The sequence below is a fragment of the Methyloceanibacter methanicus genome (genome assembly GCF_001723285.1).
Lineage (GTDB): Bacteria > Pseudomonadota > Alphaproteobacteria > Rhizobiales > Methyloligellaceae > Methyloceanibacter > Methyloceanibacter methanicus.
Genome location: NZ_LPWG01000013.1, coordinates 199,266 through 218,799 on the forward strand (window position 1 = coordinate 199,266; position 19,534 = coordinate 218,799).

Sequence of the window (19,534 nt, forward strand, 5' to 3'; positions counted from 1 at the left end):
CTCCGCCACAGACACGAGAGCCATGCACGCTTTTCGCACTCATACTTGCGGCGCGCTTCGCAGCGCCGATGTGGGCAACACCGTTCGTCTTTCCGGCTGGGTGCATCGCATCCGCGACCACGGGGGGTTGCTGTTCATCGACTTGCGCGACCATTACGGGATCACGCAGATCGTCGCCGATCCGGATTCGCCCGTCTTTGCGGCGGTCGAGACCTTGAAGCCCGAATGGGTGGTGCGCGTGGACGGGACCGTCGTCGCCCGCTCCGAGGACACGGTCAATCCCAACCTGCCGACGGGCGAGGTGGAGGTCCGGGTCAAGGACCTGGAGATTCTCTCGGAGTCTGCCGAACTGCCGCTGCCGGTGTTCGGCGAGCCGGACTACCCGGAAGAGACGCGGTTGCGCTACCGCTTCCTCGATCTCAGACGCGAGACCCTGCACGCCAATGTCATGAAGCGCGCCGAGATCATCTCCTCGATCCGCACACGCATGCGTGACGCCGGCTTCTTCGAATTTCAGACACCGATCCTGACGGCGTCCTCGCCGGAAGTGGCCCGCGACTATCTCGTGCCGTCCCGCGTGCATCCCGGCAAGTTCTACGCCCTGCCGCAGGCGCCGCAGCAGTTCAAGCAGCTCATCATGATGGCGGGCTTCGACCGCTACTTCCAGATCGCGCCGTGCTTCCGCGACGAGGATGCGCGCGCCGACCGTTCGCCGGGCGAGTTCTACCAGCTCGACCTGGAGATGAGCTTCGTCACCCAAGAGGACATTTTCGACACGGTCGAGCCGATCATCCGCGGGTTGTTCGAGGATTTCGGCAACGGTCAGCCGGTTACGAAAGAATTCCCGCGTATCGCCTACAAGGAGGCGATGCACAAATACGGCACCGACAAGCCGGACCTGCGCAACCCCATCGAGATGGAAGACGTGTCCGAGCATTTCCGGGGCTCGGGGTTCAAGGTCTTCGCCGGCATGCTGGAGAAGGATGCCAACGCGCGCGTCTGGGCGATCCCCGGCAAGACCGGCGGCAGCCGCGCCGTGTGCGACCGTCTGAACTCCTGGGCGCAAGGCGAGGGACAGCCCGGCCTCGGCTACATCTTCTTCCGCGACGGCGAGGGGGCGGGGCCCGTCGCCAAGAATATCGGGCCAGAACGGACCGAGGCGATCCGTCATCAGCTCGGACTCGGCGACGGCGATGCGGTGTTCTTCGTGGCCGGCCTGCCGAAGGAGTTCGTGGACTTCGCCGCGAAGGCGCGCACCAAGATCGGCGAGGAGTTGAAGCTGATCGCGTCGGGCCGCTTCGACTTCTGCTGGATCGTGGACTTCCCCATGTTCGAGTGGAACGAGGACGAGAAGAAGATCGACTTCTCCCACAACCCGTTCTCGATGCCCCAAGGCGGGCTCGAAGCGCTCGACACGATGGAGCCGGAGGAGGTCCTGGCCTATCAGTACGACCTCGTCTGCAACGGCGTCGAGCTGTCGTCGGGCGCGATCCGGAATCACAAGCCGGAGATCATGGAGAAGGCCTTCGCCATCGCCGGTTATCCGAGGGAAGAGCTGGAGGCCCGCTTCGGCGGCATGCTGCGCGCGCTGCAATATGGGGCACCGCCCCATGGCGGCATCGCGCCGGGCATCGACCGCATGGTCATGCTGCTCTGTGGCGAGGAGAACTTGCGCGAAGTGGTGATGTTCCCGATGAATCAGCAGGCGGAAGACTTGCTGATGGGCGCCCCGTCCGAGGTCTCTCCCGAGCAGCTCAAAGAGCTCAGCATCCGGATTTCCCTGCAGAAGGCCAAGAGCTAGGGCTCGGCGCCCGTCGCGCATGCGTGCCGCGCGCGTCCCGGCTTTCGTCATTTTCATGACAGCGCTGACAGCGCGCACCATTCGAGGTTAACATGCCTCGGAGGGTGCCGTTGAAAACACAACACGACGGGCGCGTCTGGGGTGCAGGCGCAAGTCCGTGGGCGGTGTTCTGCATGCCGTTGGGGAGGGACTCTTTCCTGGAGTGATGGGCGAAAGGATAGGGGACCATGACGTTAGGCGAGCGCGTCTATTTATATTGCGAGCGGGGAACGAACGAGGCCCTTTGGGCTGAGCCGATCAACGCCATCTCCAATGCCGGCTTCTTCCTGGCCGCGCTGATCTTCTGGCAGCTCGTCTTGTGGCGGCCGCCGGAACAACGCAGCGCGGATCATTATCTGTTCGTGGCGCTCGTCTTCGCGATCTGCTTCGGCAGTGTCGCCTTCCACGTCTACGCGGATCGCGGTACGGAGCTTGCCGACGTCATCCCGATCGCCGTGTTCATGCTGGTCTATCTCGGCTTCGCCTTGAACCGGTTCTTGAACGTGCCGCCGGGATGGACGGTCTTCCTTGTGGTGGTTTTTGCGGGGCTCATAGCCGGTTCCATGCAGATCCATTGCTGGGACGGCGGCATCGGCCTTGCCGGTGGCGCGCCCGGCGCCAAGGTTTGTCTGAACGGCAGCGTGGGCTATCTGCCCGCCCTTGGCGCGCTCATCATCGTCAGCATGTTGGTGGCCGAGCGCCGGCACAAGGCCGCGCCGTATCTCCTCGCGGCCACGGTCGTCTTCGCGGTCTCCATTCTGCTGCGGTCGCTCGACATGGCCTATTGCAGCAGCATCGTCGTCGACGGGCGGAACACGGGCACGCACTTCATCTGGCACATCCTGAACGCGATCGTGCTGTTCCTCCTGATGCGCGCGAGCCTCGAGACGGAAACGAAACCGTTGCCGGCCCCGGTTCCGGTCAAGGAGCCGGCCGAAGAGAAGCCCGAGGAGGCGCCTTCCGAGCCTGAGTCCCAGCCCGAAGCCAAGGATGAGTCCAAGGACGCGCCGAAGGACGAGCCCAAAGACGAACCGGCGGCCAAAGCCGGCGAGGCGCCGAAGGACGATGTCGCGGATGCGCCGGACGACAAGACGGCGCCGGACGACGGAGCGGAGACCGAACCGTCCGAGGACAAGGAGCCGGAGGAAGCGCCTGCCAAGGACGAGTCATCGGAAGCGGAGCCTTCGGATGAGGAGTCTTCTGACGATGAGGCTGACAAAGCTGAAGCGTCAAAGGACGAATCCATCGAGGACAAAGAGCCCGAGGACGCTCCGAAGCCGAAGGGCAGGGCCAAGAAGAAGCCCTCCTAAGGGCACCGCCACGGACGCGCCGCGCGGCGCCCTTAGACAAACCGTTACGCAACGGCTAGTAGGGCTATTCTGGCTGCCGGCCTTCTTTCGCGGGGACCGGCCCGGGTCGCGGACGTGGTGGAATTGGTAGACACACAGGACTTAAAATCCTGAGGCCGAACAGGCCGTGCGGGTTCGACTCCCGCCGTCCGCACCAATTCAGGCTCTTTCCGATCAAACTGGCGACGTCCGTGCGGCTCACGCCAATAATGCGTGCGCCTTCCGCGGCGGCGCCCATCGACAACGTTTTGGACGCATCGTAGGCTTCAAAATGTCGCAGCTTCGATGGGCGCGTGAGAGGGAGGACGCTTGTGAACGAACAGCCGAAACGCGAGACCTTTTTTGGCGGGTGTCCCCATGACTGCCCGGACACATGCGCCATGCTCTACGAAGTCGAGGACGGACAGCTCGTCGATGTGCGGGGCAACAAAGAGCATCCGATGACCCGCGGCGGGTTGTGCGTGAAGCTCAAGGACTTCCACGAGCACCACTACAATCCCGATCGCGTGCTGTATCCGTTGCGCCGTGTGGGGCCCAAAGGGAGCCGCCAGTTCGAGCGCATCTCTTGGGACGAAGCGATCACGGAAATCCATACGCGGTGGACCGACATCATTGCGCAATACGGATCGCAGGCGATCCTGCCCTACAGCTATCTCGGCAACGAAGGGCTGGTGCAGGGGCTCACTTGCGGCGATGCCTTTTTCAATCGCCTCGGCACGACCGTGAACGAGAAGACGTTTTGCGCATCCGGCTCCTCGACGGCGTGGCTGCTGACCGTCGGGCCCACGGGCGGCGTCGATCCGGAGAGCTTCGTCCACTCGAAATACATTGTGATCTGGGCGTGCAATTCGATCTCGACCAACCTGCATCATTGGCCGTTCGTCCTGGAGGCGCAGAAGAAGGGCGCCAAGGTCGTCGTGATCGATAGCTACCGCTCGCGCACCGCCAAGGCGGCCGACTGGCACATCGCGCCGAAGCCCGGCACGGATGGCGCGCTGGCCATGGGCATCATCGCCGCGATGATCCGGGGCGGTTACGTGGACGACGATTGGGTCCACGCGCATACGGTCGCTATCCCGAGCTTGCCCCAACGCGCGCTGGATTTCACGCCGGACTATGTGGAGAAGGTCACCGGGGTCTCCGCCGAAGACGTGGCCCAGTTCGCACGCGAGTTCGCCAGCGTGCAACCGTCCGTGATCCGCATGGGCGTGGCGCTGGAACGTCACGCGGGGGGCGGCCAGACCGTGCGTGCCGTCTGCGCCATTCCGGCCCTTGCCGGTTCGTGGCGTCACGTGGGCGGCGGTCTTTTGCAGATGCCGCTGTGGGAGTTTCCCATCGATTGGGCGAAGGTCTCGCGGCCCGATTACATCCGGCCCTGCACACGGGTCGTGAACAACCTGCAGCTCGGCCGGGCGCTGACCGGAGACATGCGCCTCGATCCGCCGGTCATGGGGCTGTTCGTCTACAACACGAATCCCGTGAGCCAAGCGCCGGAAAGCAATCGCATTGTCGAGGGGCTGTCGCGCGAGGATCTGTTCTTCGTGACGGCCGAGCACTTCGTTACCGACACGGCCGCCTACGCAGACATCGTGCTGCCCGCGACCATGGCGGGCGAGCACGACGACATGATGTTCTCCTGGGGGCACTTCTATTTGACGTTGAACGAGAAGGCCATCGAGCCCCGTGGCGAAGCCAAGTCGAACGCGGAGATCTTCCGTCTGCTGTCCAAGGCGTTCGGGTTCGACGACGATCCGCGCTTCACCATGTCGGACATGGAGCTTGCGGAGCACTACATCCAATGGGATGCGCCGCAGATGGCCGGTGTCGACATGGACTACTTCCGGCGGCACGGCTATTTCCATCTGGCCGTGGGAACCCCGGACGATCGTCTGCCGCACGCGGACGGCAATTTCCCCACGCCGTCGGGCAAGGTGGAGTTCCTCGTCAAGGGCGCGACGAACTTCGTCGCACCGCCGTTCCGCATGATGTACGAGGACAAGCAGTCGGGAGAGGACGTCGATCCGCTGCCGGGTTACCTGCCGCCGCGCGAGTCGCCGGCCACGAACCGGAAGCTTGCGGACCAGTATCCGCTGAACATCATTTCACCGAAGAGCCACGGCTTCCTGAACTCGTGCTACGCCAACGAGCCCCACAAGATCAGAGGCCAGGGCGAGCAGTTCGTCCTCATGAACAAGGCGGACGCCAAGGCCCGCTCGATCCGCGATGGCGACCCTGTGCGCGTGTACAACGACAGGGGCGACTTCGAGGGTCTGGCGCGGGTGAGCGACGACGTGAACAAAGGCGTGATCGTTGCCACGCTCGGTTACTGGCGGAGCCTCAATCGTTCGGATGGCGCGGTGAACTGCATCAGTTCCGACGAATTCGCCAGCCTCGGTCACGCACCGACCTTCTCCGACAATCTGGTGCAGGTCAGGCGCGTGAACTAGGGAACGGGAAGGCCGGCGGCCCGGCGGGGTTCCGCTAGGCCGCGACGTTCCGCGCGCGCACCTCTTGCAGGGGCGTGAAGCCTTCGAACTCCGGGTGACCCAGATAGAGAGGCTTGCCTTCGCCCGCCCGGGCGTGCGCCTTGCGGAAGGCCTCCGAGCGTGTCCAGGCTTCGAAATCGCTCTGGGAACGCCAGATGCTGTGCGAGGCGTAGAGCACGTGATCGTCGCGCTCCGGTCCCTTCAGGAGATGGAACTCGACGAAGCCGGGCACATCCTCGAGATGGGTCTCCCGCGTCAGCCAGACCTGCTCGAAGTCCTTCTCCGCGCCTTTCAGCACTTTGAATCGGTTCATGGCGATAAACATTCATTCGTTCCTTTCGACTTTCTCGTGGGGGTTGGACTGCACCCGGTTGGGCGTCCAAGCCCGGCTAGGTTTCCTTCGCGCCGGCGTCTGCGGATTTGGGCGCCGGCTCCGGCGCATCGAACACGGACCAGCCCACGTCGCGGCCGGTTGGCGGCAGGTTCTTGCGTTCGCTCTTATCGAGCAAGAGATGCGCTTTCGCGACCATGAGCGCCGTGACGGGGGCCGTCAGGAACAGGAACGTCGTGATCAGCAACTCCTGGATCGACAAGGCGTTCCCCTTCAAGAGGAAGTAGAGCATCGAGCGATCAGCGTCGCGCCGATGCCGAGCGTGGTCGCCTTGGTCGGACCGTGCAGGCGCCGCATGAGGTCCGGCAGCTTCGCCAAGCCGAGCGAACCGACGAACAGGAAGAATGCGCCAAGGCAGATCAGGCCTGCCACCACGATGTCGCCGAAATTTGTCATGGGCCTACTCCATCACATTGCCGCGCAAGATGTACTTGCAATAGGCGACGGTCGTCAGGAAGCCGACCATCGCAAACAGCAAGGCGACTTCGAAATAGAGCCCCGTACCCCAGTAGATGCCGGCTAGCACGACCAGTCCGATCGCGTTGATCGTCAGCGTGTCGAGCGCCAGGATGCGCGTGGGCATGTCCGGCCCGACCAAGGCGCGGTACAGGCAGAGCAGCATCGCCGCGCTGATGGCGACGAAGGCGATGGAGCAGGCGATTTCGATCATGTCTCGAAAATCCTTTGCAGTCTGGATTCATACCGTGACTTGATGTCGGACACCGTCTTTTCGGGATCGTCGGTCTCGAGACAGTGGACGAGCAGCGCGCGCCCGTCTGCGCTCAAGCTCGCGCTGACCGTGCCGGGCGTCATGGTGATCGTGCCGGCCAACGCCGTGATGGCCTCTGGCGTCTTCAGGTCGAGCGGCACGGTGACGAAATGCGAATGCAAATCGTCGCCGCGGCGGAACAGGATCAGATAGCGACCAGGAAATTGGCGACGACGATGTCCCAAAGCACGACCAACGCGTACTCGACGATGGTGAGCGGGCTCTTGACCACGGCCCGATCCGGCCAGAACGCGCTGGTGAGACGCGGGACCACGATACCGAGGGTCAGCCCGAGCACCGCGGCACCCGGGGTGACGCCATTGAGCAAGATCCAGACGACGACAATCAGCAGTGTCAGCAGGGGATGGGGAATCAGCCTTCTGAACATGATCAGTGCTCCGCTGGCGCATCGACGGGCGCCGGCGGCGATATCACCGCGTCCGCCGGTTCGGTAATGGGCCGCTCAGGTTCCCTGTTCGTCCTGACGCCCAGCACGGCTTGGACATAAGTCTGCGTGTCCAGAGCCTGGCCAGCCGTTGCGTGCAGCGCCTTGACGGCGGGGCCGGCGAAAACGGCGAGCATCAGGCTCGCGCCCACGAGAAGCGCCACCACGATCATGGGCGTCGCGGCCGCTGTTTCCCAGGTCGGGCCGGTCGTCTGTCCTTCCGCCTTCCAGAAGACAATGCTGCCCGCGCGCGCGAACGCGATCGTCATCATGAGCGATGATAGCAGGATCGTGGCCCAAATCAGCCAGGCCCGCGGCGCATCGAAGGTCGCATCGAGGACCATCAGCTTGCCGACAAAGCCGGAGAGCGGCGGGAGCCCCACGACGCGATCGCCACGAGAAAGAACAAGGCCCCGAGAATGGCCGCTTGGCTGATCGGATTGCCGGGCACTAGTGCGTCGAGCTTGACGCTGCGCCGCGCCGCGATGAGATCGACAATCAAGAAGAGGGCGGCGCCGACAATCGTGCTGTGGACCAGGTAGTAGAGCGCGGCCGTCAGGCCATCCACGCTGAATTGCCCGATCGCGACCAGCAGGACGCCCATCGAGGTGATCGTGTTGAAGGCGGCCAGATCGAGGAGCCTGCGGCTGCCGAGCAGTCCCGCCGTCCCGACGGCGATCGTCACGAGAGCGGCCGGGACGACCCAAGGGGCGGCCACAGAACCGAGACCTTCGCCGCCGTCGCCGAACACGGTTCCGAACACGCGGATGATCGCGTAGGCGCCCACCTTGGTCATGATGGCGAACAGGGCGCGACGGGCGCGGACGCCGCGGCATAGGTCGCCGGCAGCCACCAATGCAGCGGTACGAAGGCCGCCTTGATGGCAAAGACCAGGAGCAGCAACAGCGCCCCGGTCTGCAGCAGCGCCTGGTCGGCTTGCGCCGTGTCGCCCACCTTGACGGCAAGATCCGCGAAATTGAGCGTGCCGGTAACGCCGTAGATCAGTCCAACGGCGATCAGGAACAAGGACGATGCAATGAGATTGATGGCGACGTATTGGAAGCCGGCGCGCAGGCGCTTGGGTCCGCCGCCATGGAGCATCAACCCGTACGACGCGATGAGCATCACCTCGAAGAAGACGAAGAGGTTGAACAGGTCCCCCGTGAGGAAGGCGCCGTTCAGGCCCAGAAGCTGGAAGTGAAACAACGCGTGGAAGTGCCGCCCGCCTCTGTCCCAGCCGGCGATGGCGTAGAGCAGGACCGCAAGGGCAAGCCCCGCGGTGAGGACGAGCATGGTGGTGGAGAGCCGGTCGAGCACCAGCACGATGCCGTATGGGGCGGGCCATGCGCCCAGCCGGTAGGCGTCCGTCTCGCCGTCGCTCACCGCGTTGTAGAGAAACAGCGCGATGCCCAGCAGGGCTACCGTGGAGGCGACCGAAAGGACGCGCTGCATTTCGATGTCGCGCCGGCGCACCAGGATCATGATCGCGGCGGTGATCGCGGGCAGGATGGTCGGCGCGATGATCCAGCTCGTTGCGAGCGGCAAATCCGTCATGTGTCGGACTCCGTCTCGCCGGGGACGTCATCCTCCGGAATGTCCGCCGTGTCGGTCGCGGTCTCGAGGAAGCCGCGCAGCGCAAGCACGACGATCAAGGCCGTCATGCCGAACGAGATGACGATGGCCGTCAGCACCAGAGCTTGCGGCAGAGGGTCGGTGTAGGAGCCGGCGCCGTCGATGATCGGCGGCTTGTCCACGACCAGCCGGCCCGACGAAAACAGGAAGATGTTGATCGCGTAGGACAGCAGGGTCAGCCCGACCACGATCGGGAAGGTCCGTTGCTGGAGGATCAGATAGACGGCGGCGGCCGTCATCAATCCGATTGCGCTGGCGACGATGAGCTCCATGTCAGCGCTCCCCGTTGTTCGCGCCGACGACCCGGCCGTCCTTCAGGGGCACGTCCATGGGCCCTTTGGGAACGGGTTCGGGCTCGGCGCGCGACTCGATGCGGGAGATCTCGGCGAGCGACAGCATGACGACGCCGACCACGGCCAGGAACACGCCGAGATCGAAGGACATGGCGGATGCGAGCTCGAATTCGCCGACGATGGGTAGGTGGACATGAGTGTAGGTGCTGGTCAGGAAGGGCCAGCCGAAGATCAGCGAGACGACGCCGGTCAGTCCCGCGATCAGGACGCCGGTCCCGATCAGGACCTGGCTATCCAAGCGCATCCGCGCCGCGGCCCAGTTATAGCCGCTCGCGACGTATTGCATGATGAGCGCGATCGCGACGATCAGACCCGCGACGAAGCCGCCGCCCGGCTCGTTATGGCCACGCAGGAAGACGAAGGCCGCCACCACGAGGGCCAGCGGAAACAGGACGCGGGTCGCAATCACCAGCATCATCGGATGGGCGTTGACGCTCTGTTCGCGGTCGCTGCGGAGGGAGGCAAGCGTGCGGGCCGCCGCGCCCCGCAGGGCGTTGTCCAGCAAAGCGTAGATCGTGATCGCAGCGATGCTGAGAACGATGATCTCGCCATAGGTGTCAAAGCCGCGGAAGTCGACGAGGATCACGTTCACGACGTTGGTGCCGCCGCCGCCGGGCTTGGCCTCGGCCAGGTAGTAGTCCGAGATCGTCTGAAAATCGCGCGTCAGGATCGCATAGGCGAGGGCGGCAACGCCAAGGCCCACGGCTGCGGCGACCAGGCCCCGGCTGAACCGCCCGCCGGTACTGATCTCTTGCGGGGAGGTTTGGGGCACGAGATTGAGTGCCAGCAGCAGCAGGATCGTCGTGACGATATCGACGGAGATCTGCGTCAACGACAGATCGGGTGCGGAGAACTGGAGGAAGAACAAGGCCGCGATCAAGCCGACGCCGCTGGTCAGGATCAGGGACAGCAATCTGTTCTGGTGCCAGAACAGCAGCGAGATGCACAGGGTCGCGAGCACGACCCAGGCGGCGGTGGCGGGGAAGCCCGCCGGGATGACCGCGCGGCTTCCCGGTTCGTGCGGGGCATCGAAGAAGGCCGCGGCGCCGACTGCAAGGATCGTCACCAGAATGATGCCCGCATAGCGGGAGAACGAACCGTTGTGGGTCGCGTTCGTGAAGGCGCGCGCGCCGCGGACAAGGCCGGAAATGCCTGCGTCGAAGACGCTCTTCGCATCCATCCCGGCGAAGACGAGCCGCAGCTGGTCGGCCGCGTTGTAGGCCCGGAACAGCAGCGCGCCGCCGATAAGGGCGATGGCACTCATGAGCAGCGCCGGCGTGAAGCCATGCCAAAGTGCCAGGTGATATTCGGGCAGCGCCGTGCCGACGACCGCAAGCGCGGTGCGTTCGACGATGCGCCCGCGGTCTGCTCGGGGAACAGACCGATGACGACCACGAGTGTCGCCAGGATGGCGACGGGCAGCCACATGCCGAACGGCGGATCGTGGGGCTTCTTCGGATAGTCGTCCCGAACGGGGCCCAAGAATGTGCTGATAGCGAAGCGGTAGGAATACGCCGCCGAGATCAGCGCCGCCAACGTCACAAGGGTGGGGAACACCCAATGGTGCCCGCCATAGACCGTGTGCGCGGCTTCCTCCAGCATCATCTCCTTGGAGAGGAAGCCGTTGAAGAACGGAATGCCGGCCATGGACGCCGCGGCGATGAGCGCGAGCGTCGCGGTGATCGGCATGAGCGTCATCAGTCCGCCGAGCTTGCGGATATCGCGCGTGCCGGCTTCGTGATCGACGATCCCGGCGCTCATGAAGAGCGCGGCCTTGAACGTGGCGTGGTTGAGGATATGGAACATCGCGGCGACGACGGCGAGCGGCGTGGCAAATCCCAGCAGCATCGTCGTCAGGCCGAGATGGCTGACCGTGGAGTAGGCGAGCAGCGCCTTGAGATCGTCCCGGAACAGCGCGATCCAAGCGGCGATCAGCATCGTGATGAGGCCCACCGGGGCGACGATCAGGAACCACGCATCGGCCGGCGAAAACACGGGCCAGAGCCGGGCCATCAAGAACAGGCCCGCTTTCACCATGGTCGCCGAATGCAGATAGGCCGAGACCGGTGTCGGCGCGGCCATGGCGTGCGGCAGCCAGAAATGGAAGGGGAACTGTGCGGACTTGGTGAACGCGCCGAGCAGGATCAGGAGCAGCGCGGGCAGGAACAGCGGCGATGCGCGAACGGCCTCGCCGCGCTGAAGAATCTCGGTGATCTCGTAGCTGCCAGCGATATGCCCCAAGATCAGCATGCCGGCCATCAGCGCCAGCCCGCCGCTGCCGGTGACGATGAGCGCTATCCGCGCGCCCTGACGGGACTCGGGCAGGTGCCGCCAATAGCCGATGAGCAGAAACGAGGTGAGGCTCGTCAGCTCCCAGAACACGATGAGCAGCAGGATGTTGTCGCTCAGGACAATGCCGACCATCGCGCCTTGGAACAGCAGCAAATAGAAATAGAGCAGGCTGAGCGAATCCTTCGAGCCGAGATAGTAACGGGCGTAGAGGATGATCAGCAGCCCGATTCCGAGAATCAGTGTGGCGAAGAACAGCCCCAGCCCATCGAGGAAAAACGAAAACGACAGCCCGATCGCGGGCAGCCACGGAACGCCCCACGTGACGACCGTGCCGTCATAGACCGCGGGCGCTGGACAGGACGAGCGCTAAGGCCGTCAGGGTGACGGCGCCCGCAGCAAGGGCACAAATGTCGCGCCCAAGTCGGTCCGCCAGCAGGGGAACAACCGCGCCGAGAAACGGCGTGAGCGTGGCAAAGGCAAGGAGCATCCGTGAGACTACCGGGTGTTATGGGGAGGGCGGCCACTCGGGACGGAGACGACCCAATGAGGTTCGTGTGATGTCATCCAAACATAGACGTATCAAGGCGGAAAGTCGCCGGAAACCGGATTCGCACTACCCCTCCGCACCCGGTGCACCATAGAGCCAATCGAGCTGCGCAAGGTGGCCGTTTCCCCCCGGAGGCCGAGAATCGCATTCCGTGAAATGCGAAAAACATCGCCGAGAATCGTATCGCCCATGTGATAGGCGCGGCCAAGGCGCCGCGAGGTCTGCTGAATGCGTCGCGCACGCGGGCGGCGTATTGTCTCGTACGCCCGGTAGGCCGCCGCCGGCCGTTCGCGCGCGGCGCCCATGAGTGCGGCCAGTTTGGCGGCGTCCTCGATGGCGAGGCCGGCGCCTTGTGCGAGGTAAGGCAGGACCGGGTGGGCCGCGTCGCCGAGGAGCACGGCCGCGCCGCGATGCCATTGCGGCAAGGGCTGCAAGGCGAACAGCGACCAGGCCCGCCAGTCGGGCGCGGCCTCCAGCAGGCCGAGCGGCGCATCGCACCAACGGGCGAAAGCACCGAGCACGGTTTCGCGCGGGGCCGACCGGTTCCAACCCTGTTCCTCGTGGCCCGATTCGGTTACGGCCACAACGTTGAGCGCTGCGCCGCCCCGAACCGGATAGTGGACGACGTGGCCGCGCGGGCCGAGCCAGAGCCCGACGACCGGGGCCGAGAAGGGCTCCGGCAGCGTCTCGCGCGGCAGGAGGCTGCGAAAGGCGGTCGCTCCGGTGAAGGACGGCGCCGTGCCGGGGGCGACCCATCGGCGCACCGTGGACCAGAGCCCGTCTGCGCCGATCAGGCGCGGCGCTTGCAGGGTCTCGCCGCCCGGACCGGCGATGCCGGCGCCATCCGCGCCGTCGACGTCGTCGATTTGGGCGACCGTGAAGTTCGGTGTCAGAGCGATGCGCTCGCCAGTGGCGGCGACGGTCCTCAAGGCCTTATGCAGATCGGCCCGATGCACGGTGATGTAAGGTGCGCCATAGCGGCGCTCCGCCACCGCGCCCAGGGGAACAGTCGCAATCTTCTTGCCGCTCATCCCGTCGAAGAGCCAGACGGCGTCGGGGCGGAATGTTTGCGGGAGAAGCGGGTCGAGCACGCCCAGCGCACGGAGAATCCGCGTGACGTTCGGGCCGAGCTGAATGCCCGCGCCGCTTTCCTCGGTGAAGGCGGAACGTTCGAGGACGTGCGTGTCGAGGCCCGCGCGGTCCAGCGCTATCGCGGTCGTCAGTCCACCAATGCCGCCGCCTGCAATCAGGACGGGCCGAGGCGTTGTCATTGAGCCGACATCTTAGGCCGCTGGCGCACCTGCCGGGGCAGTGGCCACGTAGACGCATCCATCGGGTTCGCTTTCGGTTGGAGCAAGAGATGGATCGTACACATAGAGCGTCGAGCAATAGGGGCAGATGATCTCGTCGTCATGGCCCATATCGAGATAGACGTGCGGATGGTCCTGCGGCGGAGAGGCGCCCATGCACTGGAACTCCTTGACGCCGACCTTGATCCGGTTGACGCCTATGTCATTCACAAAATGGGGCACGAGCGTTTGGGCCATGGTGTTCCGTTCGACTGTGGTTGAAGGTCGCTAAGGCCAGCATAGTGACCCGCGATGCAATGCGGTAGACCAAACAATGCAGAGTTTCGATTCCGACGGTGTGCAGATCGCCTATTTGGACGAGGGCGCGGGCGAGCCGATCCTTCTGATCCATGGTTTTGCGTCCAATGCGGCGACCAATTGGGTCGATACTCAGTGGGTGCGCGCGTTGACGCAGGACGGCCGCCGCGTCATCGCGCTCGACAATCGCGGACATGGCCAGAGCGAAAAGCTCTACGATCCGGCGCGCTACGGCGCGCCCGAGATGGCAGACGATGCCATCCGCCTCCTGGACCACCTCGAGATCGACCGCGTGGACGTGCTCGGCTATTCCATGGGCGCGCGGATCGCGGCGTTTCTCGCCTTCGCTCATCCGGAAAGGGTCCGCAGCATCGTTTTCGGCGGGCTCGGGATTCACATGGTCCGGGGCATGGTAGGCGCGGGGCCCTTGGCAGCCGCCCTGGAGGCGCCCAAGCTCGAAGACGTGACCAACGACACCGCGCGCAGCTTTCGCATCTTCGCCGAGCAGACCAAGAGCGACCTCAAGGCGCTCGCGGCTTGTATGCGCGGTCCGCGCGAGAAGGTTCCGCCGGAGAAGCTCGGCGCCTTGACGGTTCCCGTCCTTGTTGCTGTCGGCAGCAAAGATGTGATCGGCGGATCGGGCGCCGCGCTTGCGGAATTGATTCCGAATGCCCAGTTCCTAGAGATCGTCGGCCGCGACCATATGAAGGCCGTGGGCGACAAGCAGTTCAAGCAGGGCGTGCTCGCGTTTCTGGCGTCGCGGCCCTGAACGCCCGATTTGCCAAAAGGGCGGCCCGCGCTAGACGAACTGAAACGATCCTGCTACGGGGGCTCAACCGAGGGGAACCCCGAAGAGGTGAACCATGAACAAGCCGGCAGTCGCGGCACAGCCGCAAGTCGAAAACTGGGATCCGATCTGGAGCCAGGTGCGGCGCGAGGCCGAAGAGGTCAGCGCGGCCGAACCCGCGCTCGGCGGGTTTCTCTATGCTTCGATTCTGAGCCATAGCCGTTTCGAGGACGCGGTGATCCACCGTCTCGCGCGCCGTCTGCAGCACGCGGTGCTCGATCCGGGCCTGATCCACAAGACCTTTCACGAGAGTCTCGAGCAGGACCCCACGCTCGGCGAGGACTTCCGCGCCGACGCCATGGCCTGGATCCAACGCGACCCGGCTTGCGACCGGCTGATCGAGCCGCTCATCTATTTCAAGGGCTATCATGCCTTGCAGACCCACCGCATCGGCCACCGGCTGTGGAAAGCGGGCCGCAAGGATTTCGCGCTCTACCTCCAGAGCCTCGTGTCGCGGTTTCTGCAGGTGGACATTCATCCTGCGGCGCGGATTGGCCGCGGAATCATGATCGATCATGCCACCGGGATCGTGATCGGCGAGACCGCCGTGGTCGGGGACAATTGCTCGCTGCTCCATGCGGTGACCCTTGGCGGGTCCGGTAACGAGCACGGAGATCGCCATCCCAAGATCGGGCGCGGCGTAATGATCGGCGCCGGCGCGAAGATCCTCGGCAATATCAAGGTGGGCGATTGCGCGCGCATCGCCGCCGGCAGCGTGGTGCTCAAGGATATTCCGGCCCGCCGGACGGTGGCCGGCGTCCCGGCCCGCGAGATCGGCGACAACACTTGCCCCGAACCGGCGCTGACCATGGATCAGTTCGTCCCGGGTGAGGATGTGCACGGCGACGACGATTCTTAGTGCGATTCAGAAGGGGGCAAGTGCCGTGACACGCGACGAGATCCTGAAGCTCGAGACATATCTGCAGAAGACGTTCCGCATGGGCGATATCCAGGTGCGTCAGCGGCCGCAGAAGGACGATTCCGCCGAGGTCTATATCGGCGACGAGTTCATCGGCATCCTCTTCCGGGACGACGAAGACGAGGACGACAAGGCCTATCAGTTCCAGATGGCTATTCTGGATTTCGATCTGCAGTAGCAGGCGCGCGCGATCCATTGGGACGGGCGTTAACCACTCGTTAAGAATAAGCGACACCTGCGGCGCCGCTCTGGCTATGGTGCGTCTCATCGAGCGCGCCATGGGGGTGGCAATGAGCGAGGCTCTGGTCTTTGCCTATGTGATGGCGGTCGGGTTCGTCCTGGCTGGCCTGCTGTCGAGTTTCATTCAGCTCGTTTCCGGCGAACCGATGCGCTTCGCCGTCGAGCACCGCTCCTTCACCAAATCGATCGGCAGCGTTCTGCTGCGCGTTCTTGCGGGCCCTGAGATTCTGATGCGCAATGCTTGGCGCGGCATGATCTTCGAACGGCGCTCGAAGGTCTGGTTTTGGCTCGCCGCGGGGGTGGCGGGCTTCTGGAGCCTTCTGATCGGAAGCCTCCTGATCGACGTTCTGCTGGCCGTCTAGCGCGCGGCGACCCGAGGTCCCGGAAAAGAAGGAGCCGGTCTCCAGTTACGGAGGACCGGCTCAAGGAAAAGGCCCGGCTTGGTGGGGATCGGTGGGGGACTGCACCGGGCCTTTGGAATGCCTCCCGTAGAGGGGGATACCAGGAGGCAAAACGCGTTTATTAGCGGTTGGAGGCGGAAATCGCCGGTTGCGGGGTCAAATCTGGCGGCAGCAGCGAGGTCCAGACCAGCGGGTTGCGGGACGATTGCTGCTTCACGAAGGTGTAGGGCGTATCGGCCCAGGCCTTCACCGGGTTCACCTTATTGTCGAGCACGAAGTCGCCACGGTCGGTGCGCACGGTCAGCACCGCATGCCCTTCATTGTTCTCGTCGCGGACGACCGTGATGAGCAGGGCGGTTTCCGGCCAGCCGCGCTCGATCAGGATGCGGCGCTTGAGCAGGACATAGTCCTCGCAGTCGCCCTTCTTCACCGGGTAGGTCCAGCGTTCGATCTCGCCGTACAGATCCATGTCGGTGACCGGCGCGACCGCCCCGTTGACGCTCGTGTTCACCTCGCGCAGTTCGGCCGCCTTGGCGCGGGTAAGCTGAATGCGATCCGCAAAGCGGCGCGAGGGCCGGCACTCGGCCTCGCGTGCCCGGCAGAAGTTCACATAACCGATGGGCGGCAAGGTTTCGCCATAGGATTGCATGAAGACCATCTGGTGTGACTCGGACGGAGTCTTCAGTGTGATTGCATGTCTATTTGTCGCGTCTGCTGGCAACGACGAAATAAACATCAGAAAAGCTGCCCCTAGTACAAAGTGTTTCATTACGTCCCCCTGTTGTTAGGTAGGACTATCCCAGAAACAATTTGCGATCCCGATAAGGAAAGCCTGCGTTTTGAACGGTTGTTGGTAGGAAATTTTTAGCGGCGCCTACTCAAAGCTGAACGTTCTTAGTTACCCAGGCTTTTAGGTAACCCAGGAAGAGCGCGTAATAGCTTGAATTAAATAGGGTTTTGTCCCCGCGCTGCTGCGCGGGGAGGCGGTTGCCGCCGAAAGAATTGGGAAAGGTTAGTCTTGCGTTAGGCTAGCCGAAGGTCCGGGCCAGGTTATCCGGGTCCTGAACTTCAACGAACTCGATCGCAAAGCCCTGGTCGTGGTGACGCACCACGCGGCCGCGCAGGCGGCCAAGGACAACCAGCGATTCGAGTTCGGGCCGCAAGCGCGTTGCAATGGACGCGCCGCTCAAGGACACGTCGATGACCCGGCAATCGCTGACGGTGCCTGTCGGCAGGATCAGTTTCTGGGCGGCGATCCGCGGTGCAAAGCGTTCGTGCACCCGATCCTCGATATTGTGGTCTTCGCTGCTGTACCACGTCAGAACGTTGGCGATGCGCTCCCGCTTGCGGGCGCTGATCTTGAACTCGACCGCGAAGCCGCCGTCGAAGGTCCGCGCGACCGTTCCGTCCAGGCCGCCGAGCTGTTCGATATAGGAGATGACGCGTTCGCCGACGCGCGGACAGAAGGGCGCCTTCACGGCCATGCCCCCCGGCGACATGTTGAACACCTCGCACGGATATTCCTTGGTGTCCTCGACCATGAAGCGTCCGCTGAGCGACACGTCCATCCGCTTGAAGCGGCGGCGCTCCTCCTGGATCTTCGGGCGGCCGACCGCCCCTTCCGCCCGCGCCTGCGGTGCCTCGGTCTCTGCCTCTGTGATGGGCGACGTTCTCATGCCGTGCTCAGGGTCTTTGCCTTCAGATAGACGTTGTCTATTCAACCACCCGTTTCTACACGGCTAGGCATTAAGGAATCGATAAGGGTATCGCTCGAAAGTTGCGGTCGGCGACAATTTTTCGCGAAGCCATTACCTATGGTTGCTGCGCGACAGGCCCCCCTGCACGACGCGGAATTGTTGCCTGGCATGGAGCGCCGCATCCGCGTTGTTGGTGGCCAGAAACGCAGGGAGTCCATCGGGCCAGTGAAGGCCGACATCGCGGAGTTCCAACGCAATCAGCGGTTCGGCGCCGAGCCAGAACGGCGCGTCGATCGCAGTGATGGATCCCAGGATGCGATTGATCGCGGTGCCGGTGTGGATCAACGGGAGCAGCGCGAACTCGAACACCGCCTCGCGATTGCTCTGCGTCACCGCGATGAAGGTGCCGTGTCCGACCGCGCCGCCACTGACGATGTTCCCGAGTGTCGAGGACATGGTGTGCCGGTCCTCGAGCGACCAGAGGCTTAGAAAGTCGACGCCGCGCAGTTCGCGTCCGAAGTGGTGGCAAACTCGGGTTCCGGCCAAGCGAAAGCGAAAAGCCAGCCGGCCGCTGCATTCGACAATGAACGTGTCCCGCAAGAGCTCGGAGATCTTTGCCGGCTCGATCTCGAAGCGCCGCGGCGCGATCCTCCCATTGCGGATCGTGTCCCAGTACGCGTAAAGCTTTCTGGTGGTCGCCTGCTGCATCGGTTACTCGACAAAGGTCCAATTCGGAATGCGTGTTGCCGCGCCAGGACCTGTCTTGCGGGTTTGTGCCGCAGTTGGCCCGGTGCGATAGGGGCTAAGAAAGCAGGGAGTGTGCCAGCGGGGTGGAATCGCAGGATGTGAGGCCGACGGGCCGTTGCCGTTAAGGTTGCCGCCGGTCCCCCTTCGCGCTGGTTTTCAGAAAGTCTCGGATGCCCACTAGAGAACCAATCCTGAACGTGCCGCGCGCGGTCACGCTTTCCGCCGGCGCCATGATCGCGATGCAACTCGTCATGAGCGTGTTGCCGTTCGATACGGGCCTGACCCTGTTCCTGACTTTGGCAATGATTCCAGCGCGTTACGCAGGCGCCGCCGCGGAGCTGCCAGGCGGGTACCTGGCGGCGGTCACTTCCTTCGTCACTTACATGCTGGTGCATGGCGGCTGGCTGCACCTGACGGTGAACGTCTTGTGGATGCTGGCCTTTGGGACGGCCGTGGCCCGGCGGGTCTCGCTGGCCAGCTTTTTTTGGTTTTCGATCCTGTGCGGGGTCGCCGGCGCATTAACCCATCTTGTCTTTCATTGGGGCGAAATGTCTCCCATGGTGGGAGCCTCGGCTGCCATTTCGGGACAGATGGCGGCGGCGCTGCGGTTCATCTTCTTCGCGCGCGGCGGACCACCCGGCCGGGTTCCGGACTTCGCCCACGTCCCCCTCGCACCCCTGAGCCAGGTCCTGCGGGACGGCAAGGTGATGGGATTTATCGTCTTCTGGCTGGCCCTCAACGTCTATTTCGGGATGAACGCCGTTTCCTTCGGCTCTGGACCCGACAGCGAGATTGCTTGGGAGGCCCATATCGGCGGGTTTCTCTGCGGGCTTTTGGTGTTCGGTTTTTTTGACTCCATTCGCCCCGCGCCAGACGTTTCGCATTTGCGGTAAGCATCGGGAATCGTCCGGTGTTTTGCAGACGGCTTGCGCGCACTCCGACTTGCCGACAAAATGCTGCCGCAAACGACTT

The 19,534-nt window shown here is 63.9% G+C and carries 23 protein-coding genes, 1 tRNA gene and 1 pseudogene; 9 read left to right on the forward strand and 16 right to left on the reverse strand.

Translation table 11 applies throughout. The features are described from left to right. Positions 1-22: 22 nt before the first annotated feature. The 4 genes from aspS (at position 23) to AUC68_RS12765 (ending at position 5,636) form a co-directional block, all read left to right on the forward strand. Complete coding sequence (aspS, locus tag AUC68_RS12750) at positions 23-1,801, forward strand: aspartate--tRNA ligase (RefSeq protein WP_069437994.1); 1,779 nt, start codon at positions 23-25, stop codon at positions 1,799-1,801. Between the two features lie 227 nt (positions 1,802-2,028). Continuing rightward, a complete protein-coding gene (locus AUC68_RS12755) occupies positions 2,029-3,150 on the forward strand; it encodes a ceramidase domain-containing protein (RefSeq protein WP_069437995.1) in 1,122 nt (373 codons plus the stop codon). 108 nt (positions 3,151-3,258) lie between these two features. After that, a tRNA-Leu gene (locus AUC68_RS12760) sits at positions 3,259-3,346 on the forward strand. Between the two features lie 154 nt (positions 3,347-3,500). Further along, positions 3,501-5,636 carry a molybdopterin-containing oxidoreductase family protein gene (locus AUC68_RS12765; RefSeq protein WP_069437996.1) on the forward strand — a complete coding sequence of 712 codons (2,136 nt, stop codon included), beginning with the start codon at positions 3,501-3,503 and terminating at the stop codon, positions 5,634-5,636. Between the two features lie 34 nt (positions 5,637-5,670). Here AUC68_RS12765 and hmuQ read toward each other — a convergent pair whose 3' ends face one another. The 13 genes and pseudogenes from hmuQ to AUC68_RS12820 all read right to left on the reverse strand — a co-directional run bounded on the left by hmuQ (position 5,671) and on the right by AUC68_RS12820 (position 13,651). Beyond that, a complete protein-coding gene (hmuQ, locus tag AUC68_RS12770; RefSeq protein WP_069437997.1) occupies positions 5,671-6,000 on the reverse strand; it encodes a heme-degrading protein HmuQ in 330 nt (109 codons plus the stop codon). Positions 6,001-6,064: 64 nt separating this feature from the next. Continuing rightward, positions 6,065-6,298: a hypothetical protein gene (locus AUC68_RS18390; RefSeq protein ID WP_342027487.1), complete on the reverse strand. Its 234-nt coding sequence runs from the start codon at positions 6,296-6,298 to the stop codon at positions 6,065-6,067. Then, entirely contained in the window at positions 6,280-6,462 is a 183-nt protein-coding gene (locus AUC68_RS18395) for a cation:proton antiporter (RefSeq protein WP_342027488.1), read from the reverse strand. Before AUC68_RS18395 ends, AUC68_RS18390 begins: the two co-directional genes overlap by 19 nt. A 4-nt stretch (positions 6,463-6,466) precedes the next feature. Further along, positions 6,467-6,736, reverse strand: coding sequence for a K+/H+ antiporter subunit F (locus AUC68_RS12780; protein WP_069437998.1), 270 nt, complete (start codon positions 6,734-6,736; stop codon positions 6,467-6,469). Next, positions 6,733-6,957, reverse strand: a complete 225-nt coding sequence (locus AUC68_RS18400) for a Na+/H+ antiporter subunit E (protein WP_342027489.1) — start codon at positions 6,955-6,957, stop codon at positions 6,733-6,735. Before AUC68_RS18400 ends, AUC68_RS12780 begins: the two co-directional genes overlap by 4 nt. A 23-nt stretch (positions 6,958-6,980) precedes the next feature. Continuing rightward, positions 6,981-7,223 (reverse strand): Na+/H+ antiporter subunit E, encoded by a 243-nt coding sequence (locus AUC68_RS18405; RefSeq protein WP_342027490.1) that lies wholly within the window; start codon positions 7,221-7,223, stop codon positions 6,981-6,983. Positions 7,224-7,225: 2 nt separating this feature from the next. Next, positions 7,226-7,663: a proton-conducting transporter membrane subunit gene (locus tag AUC68_RS18410; protein WP_069437999.1), complete on the reverse strand. Its 438-nt coding sequence runs from the start codon at positions 7,661-7,663 to the stop codon at positions 7,226-7,228. Then, on the reverse strand, positions 7,624-8,076 hold the full coding sequence (locus tag AUC68_RS18415; protein WP_342027491.1) for a proton-conducting transporter transmembrane domain-containing protein: 453 nt from the start codon (positions 8,074-8,076) through the stop codon (positions 7,624-7,626). Before AUC68_RS18415 ends, AUC68_RS18410 begins: the two co-directional genes overlap by 40 nt. Then, positions 8,073-8,834: a proton-conducting transporter transmembrane domain-containing protein gene (locus AUC68_RS18420; RefSeq protein WP_069438001.1), complete on the reverse strand. Its 762-nt coding sequence runs from the start codon at positions 8,832-8,834 to the stop codon at positions 8,073-8,075. Before AUC68_RS18420 ends, AUC68_RS18415 begins: the two co-directional genes overlap by 4 nt. After that, a complete protein-coding gene (locus AUC68_RS12805) occupies positions 8,831-9,184 on the reverse strand; it encodes a Na+/H+ antiporter subunit C (protein ID WP_069438002.1) in 354 nt (117 codons plus the stop codon). The genes AUC68_RS18420 and AUC68_RS12805 overlap by 4 nt, the downstream gene beginning before the upstream one ends. Before the next feature lies 1 nt (position 9,185). Beyond that, positions 9,186-12,044, reverse strand: a pseudogene (locus AUC68_RS18795) (monovalent cation/H+ antiporter subunit A). Between the two features lie 92 nt (positions 12,045-12,136). Next, complete coding sequence (locus AUC68_RS12815) at positions 12,137-13,375, reverse strand: FAD-dependent monooxygenase (RefSeq protein WP_069438003.1); 1,239 nt, start codon at positions 13,373-13,375, stop codon at positions 12,137-12,139. Between the two features lie 12 nt (positions 13,376-13,387). Beyond that, positions 13,388-13,651 (reverse strand): zinc-finger domain-containing protein, encoded by a 264-nt coding sequence (locus AUC68_RS12820; protein ID WP_069438004.1) that lies wholly within the window; start codon positions 13,649-13,651, stop codon positions 13,388-13,390. Positions 13,652-13,727: 76 nt separating this feature from the next. Between AUC68_RS12820 and AUC68_RS12825 the strand changes: the two genes are divergently transcribed. From AUC68_RS12825 to AUC68_RS12840, 4 genes are all read left to right on the forward strand, one after another. Then, positions 13,728-14,480: an alpha/beta fold hydrolase gene (locus AUC68_RS12825; protein WP_069438005.1), complete on the forward strand. Its 753-nt coding sequence runs from the start codon at positions 13,728-13,730 to the stop codon at positions 14,478-14,480. A 94-nt stretch (positions 14,481-14,574) separates the two neighbouring features. After that, entirely contained in the window at positions 14,575-15,417 is an 843-nt protein-coding gene (cysE, locus tag AUC68_RS12830) for a serine O-acetyltransferase (protein WP_069438006.1), read from the forward strand. Between the two features lie 25 nt (positions 15,418-15,442). Further along, positions 15,443-15,655, forward strand: coding sequence for a DUF3126 family protein (locus tag AUC68_RS12835; protein ID WP_069438007.1), 213 nt, complete (start codon positions 15,443-15,445; stop codon positions 15,653-15,655). Positions 15,656-15,767: 112 nt separating this feature from the next. After that, a complete protein-coding gene (locus AUC68_RS12840; RefSeq protein ID WP_069438181.1) occupies positions 15,768-16,079 on the forward strand; it encodes a DUF6949 family protein in 312 nt (103 codons plus the stop codon). Positions 16,080-16,239: 160 nt separating this feature from the next. On the opposite strand, the gene AUC68_RS12845 is transcribed toward AUC68_RS12840, so the two are convergent. The 3 genes from AUC68_RS12845 to AUC68_RS12855 all read right to left on the reverse strand — a co-directional run bounded on the left by AUC68_RS12845 (position 16,240) and on the right by AUC68_RS12855 (position 18,523). Then, a complete protein-coding gene (locus AUC68_RS12845; protein WP_244500520.1) occupies positions 16,240-16,776 on the reverse strand; it encodes a transglutaminase-like cysteine peptidase in 537 nt (178 codons plus the stop codon). Positions 16,777-17,146: 370 nt separating this feature from the next. Continuing rightward, the gene (locus AUC68_RS12850) at positions 17,147-17,794 is read right to left on the reverse strand and encodes a PilZ domain-containing protein (protein ID WP_083240723.1); all 648 of its coding nucleotides are present in this window, start codon (positions 17,792-17,794) and stop codon (positions 17,147-17,149) included. 132 nt (positions 17,795-17,926) lie between these two features. Further along, positions 17,927-18,523 (reverse strand): PAS domain-containing protein, encoded by a 597-nt coding sequence (locus tag AUC68_RS12855; RefSeq protein WP_069438009.1) that lies wholly within the window; start codon positions 18,521-18,523, stop codon positions 17,927-17,929. 290 nt (positions 18,524-18,813) lie between these two features. Between AUC68_RS12855 and AUC68_RS12860 the strand changes: the two genes are divergently transcribed. After that, on the forward strand, positions 18,814-19,455 hold the full coding sequence (locus tag AUC68_RS12860; protein WP_244500521.1) for a rhomboid family intramembrane serine protease: 642 nt from the start codon (positions 18,814-18,816) through the stop codon (positions 19,453-19,455). The last annotated feature ends 79 nt before the right edge of the window (positions 19,456-19,534 follow it).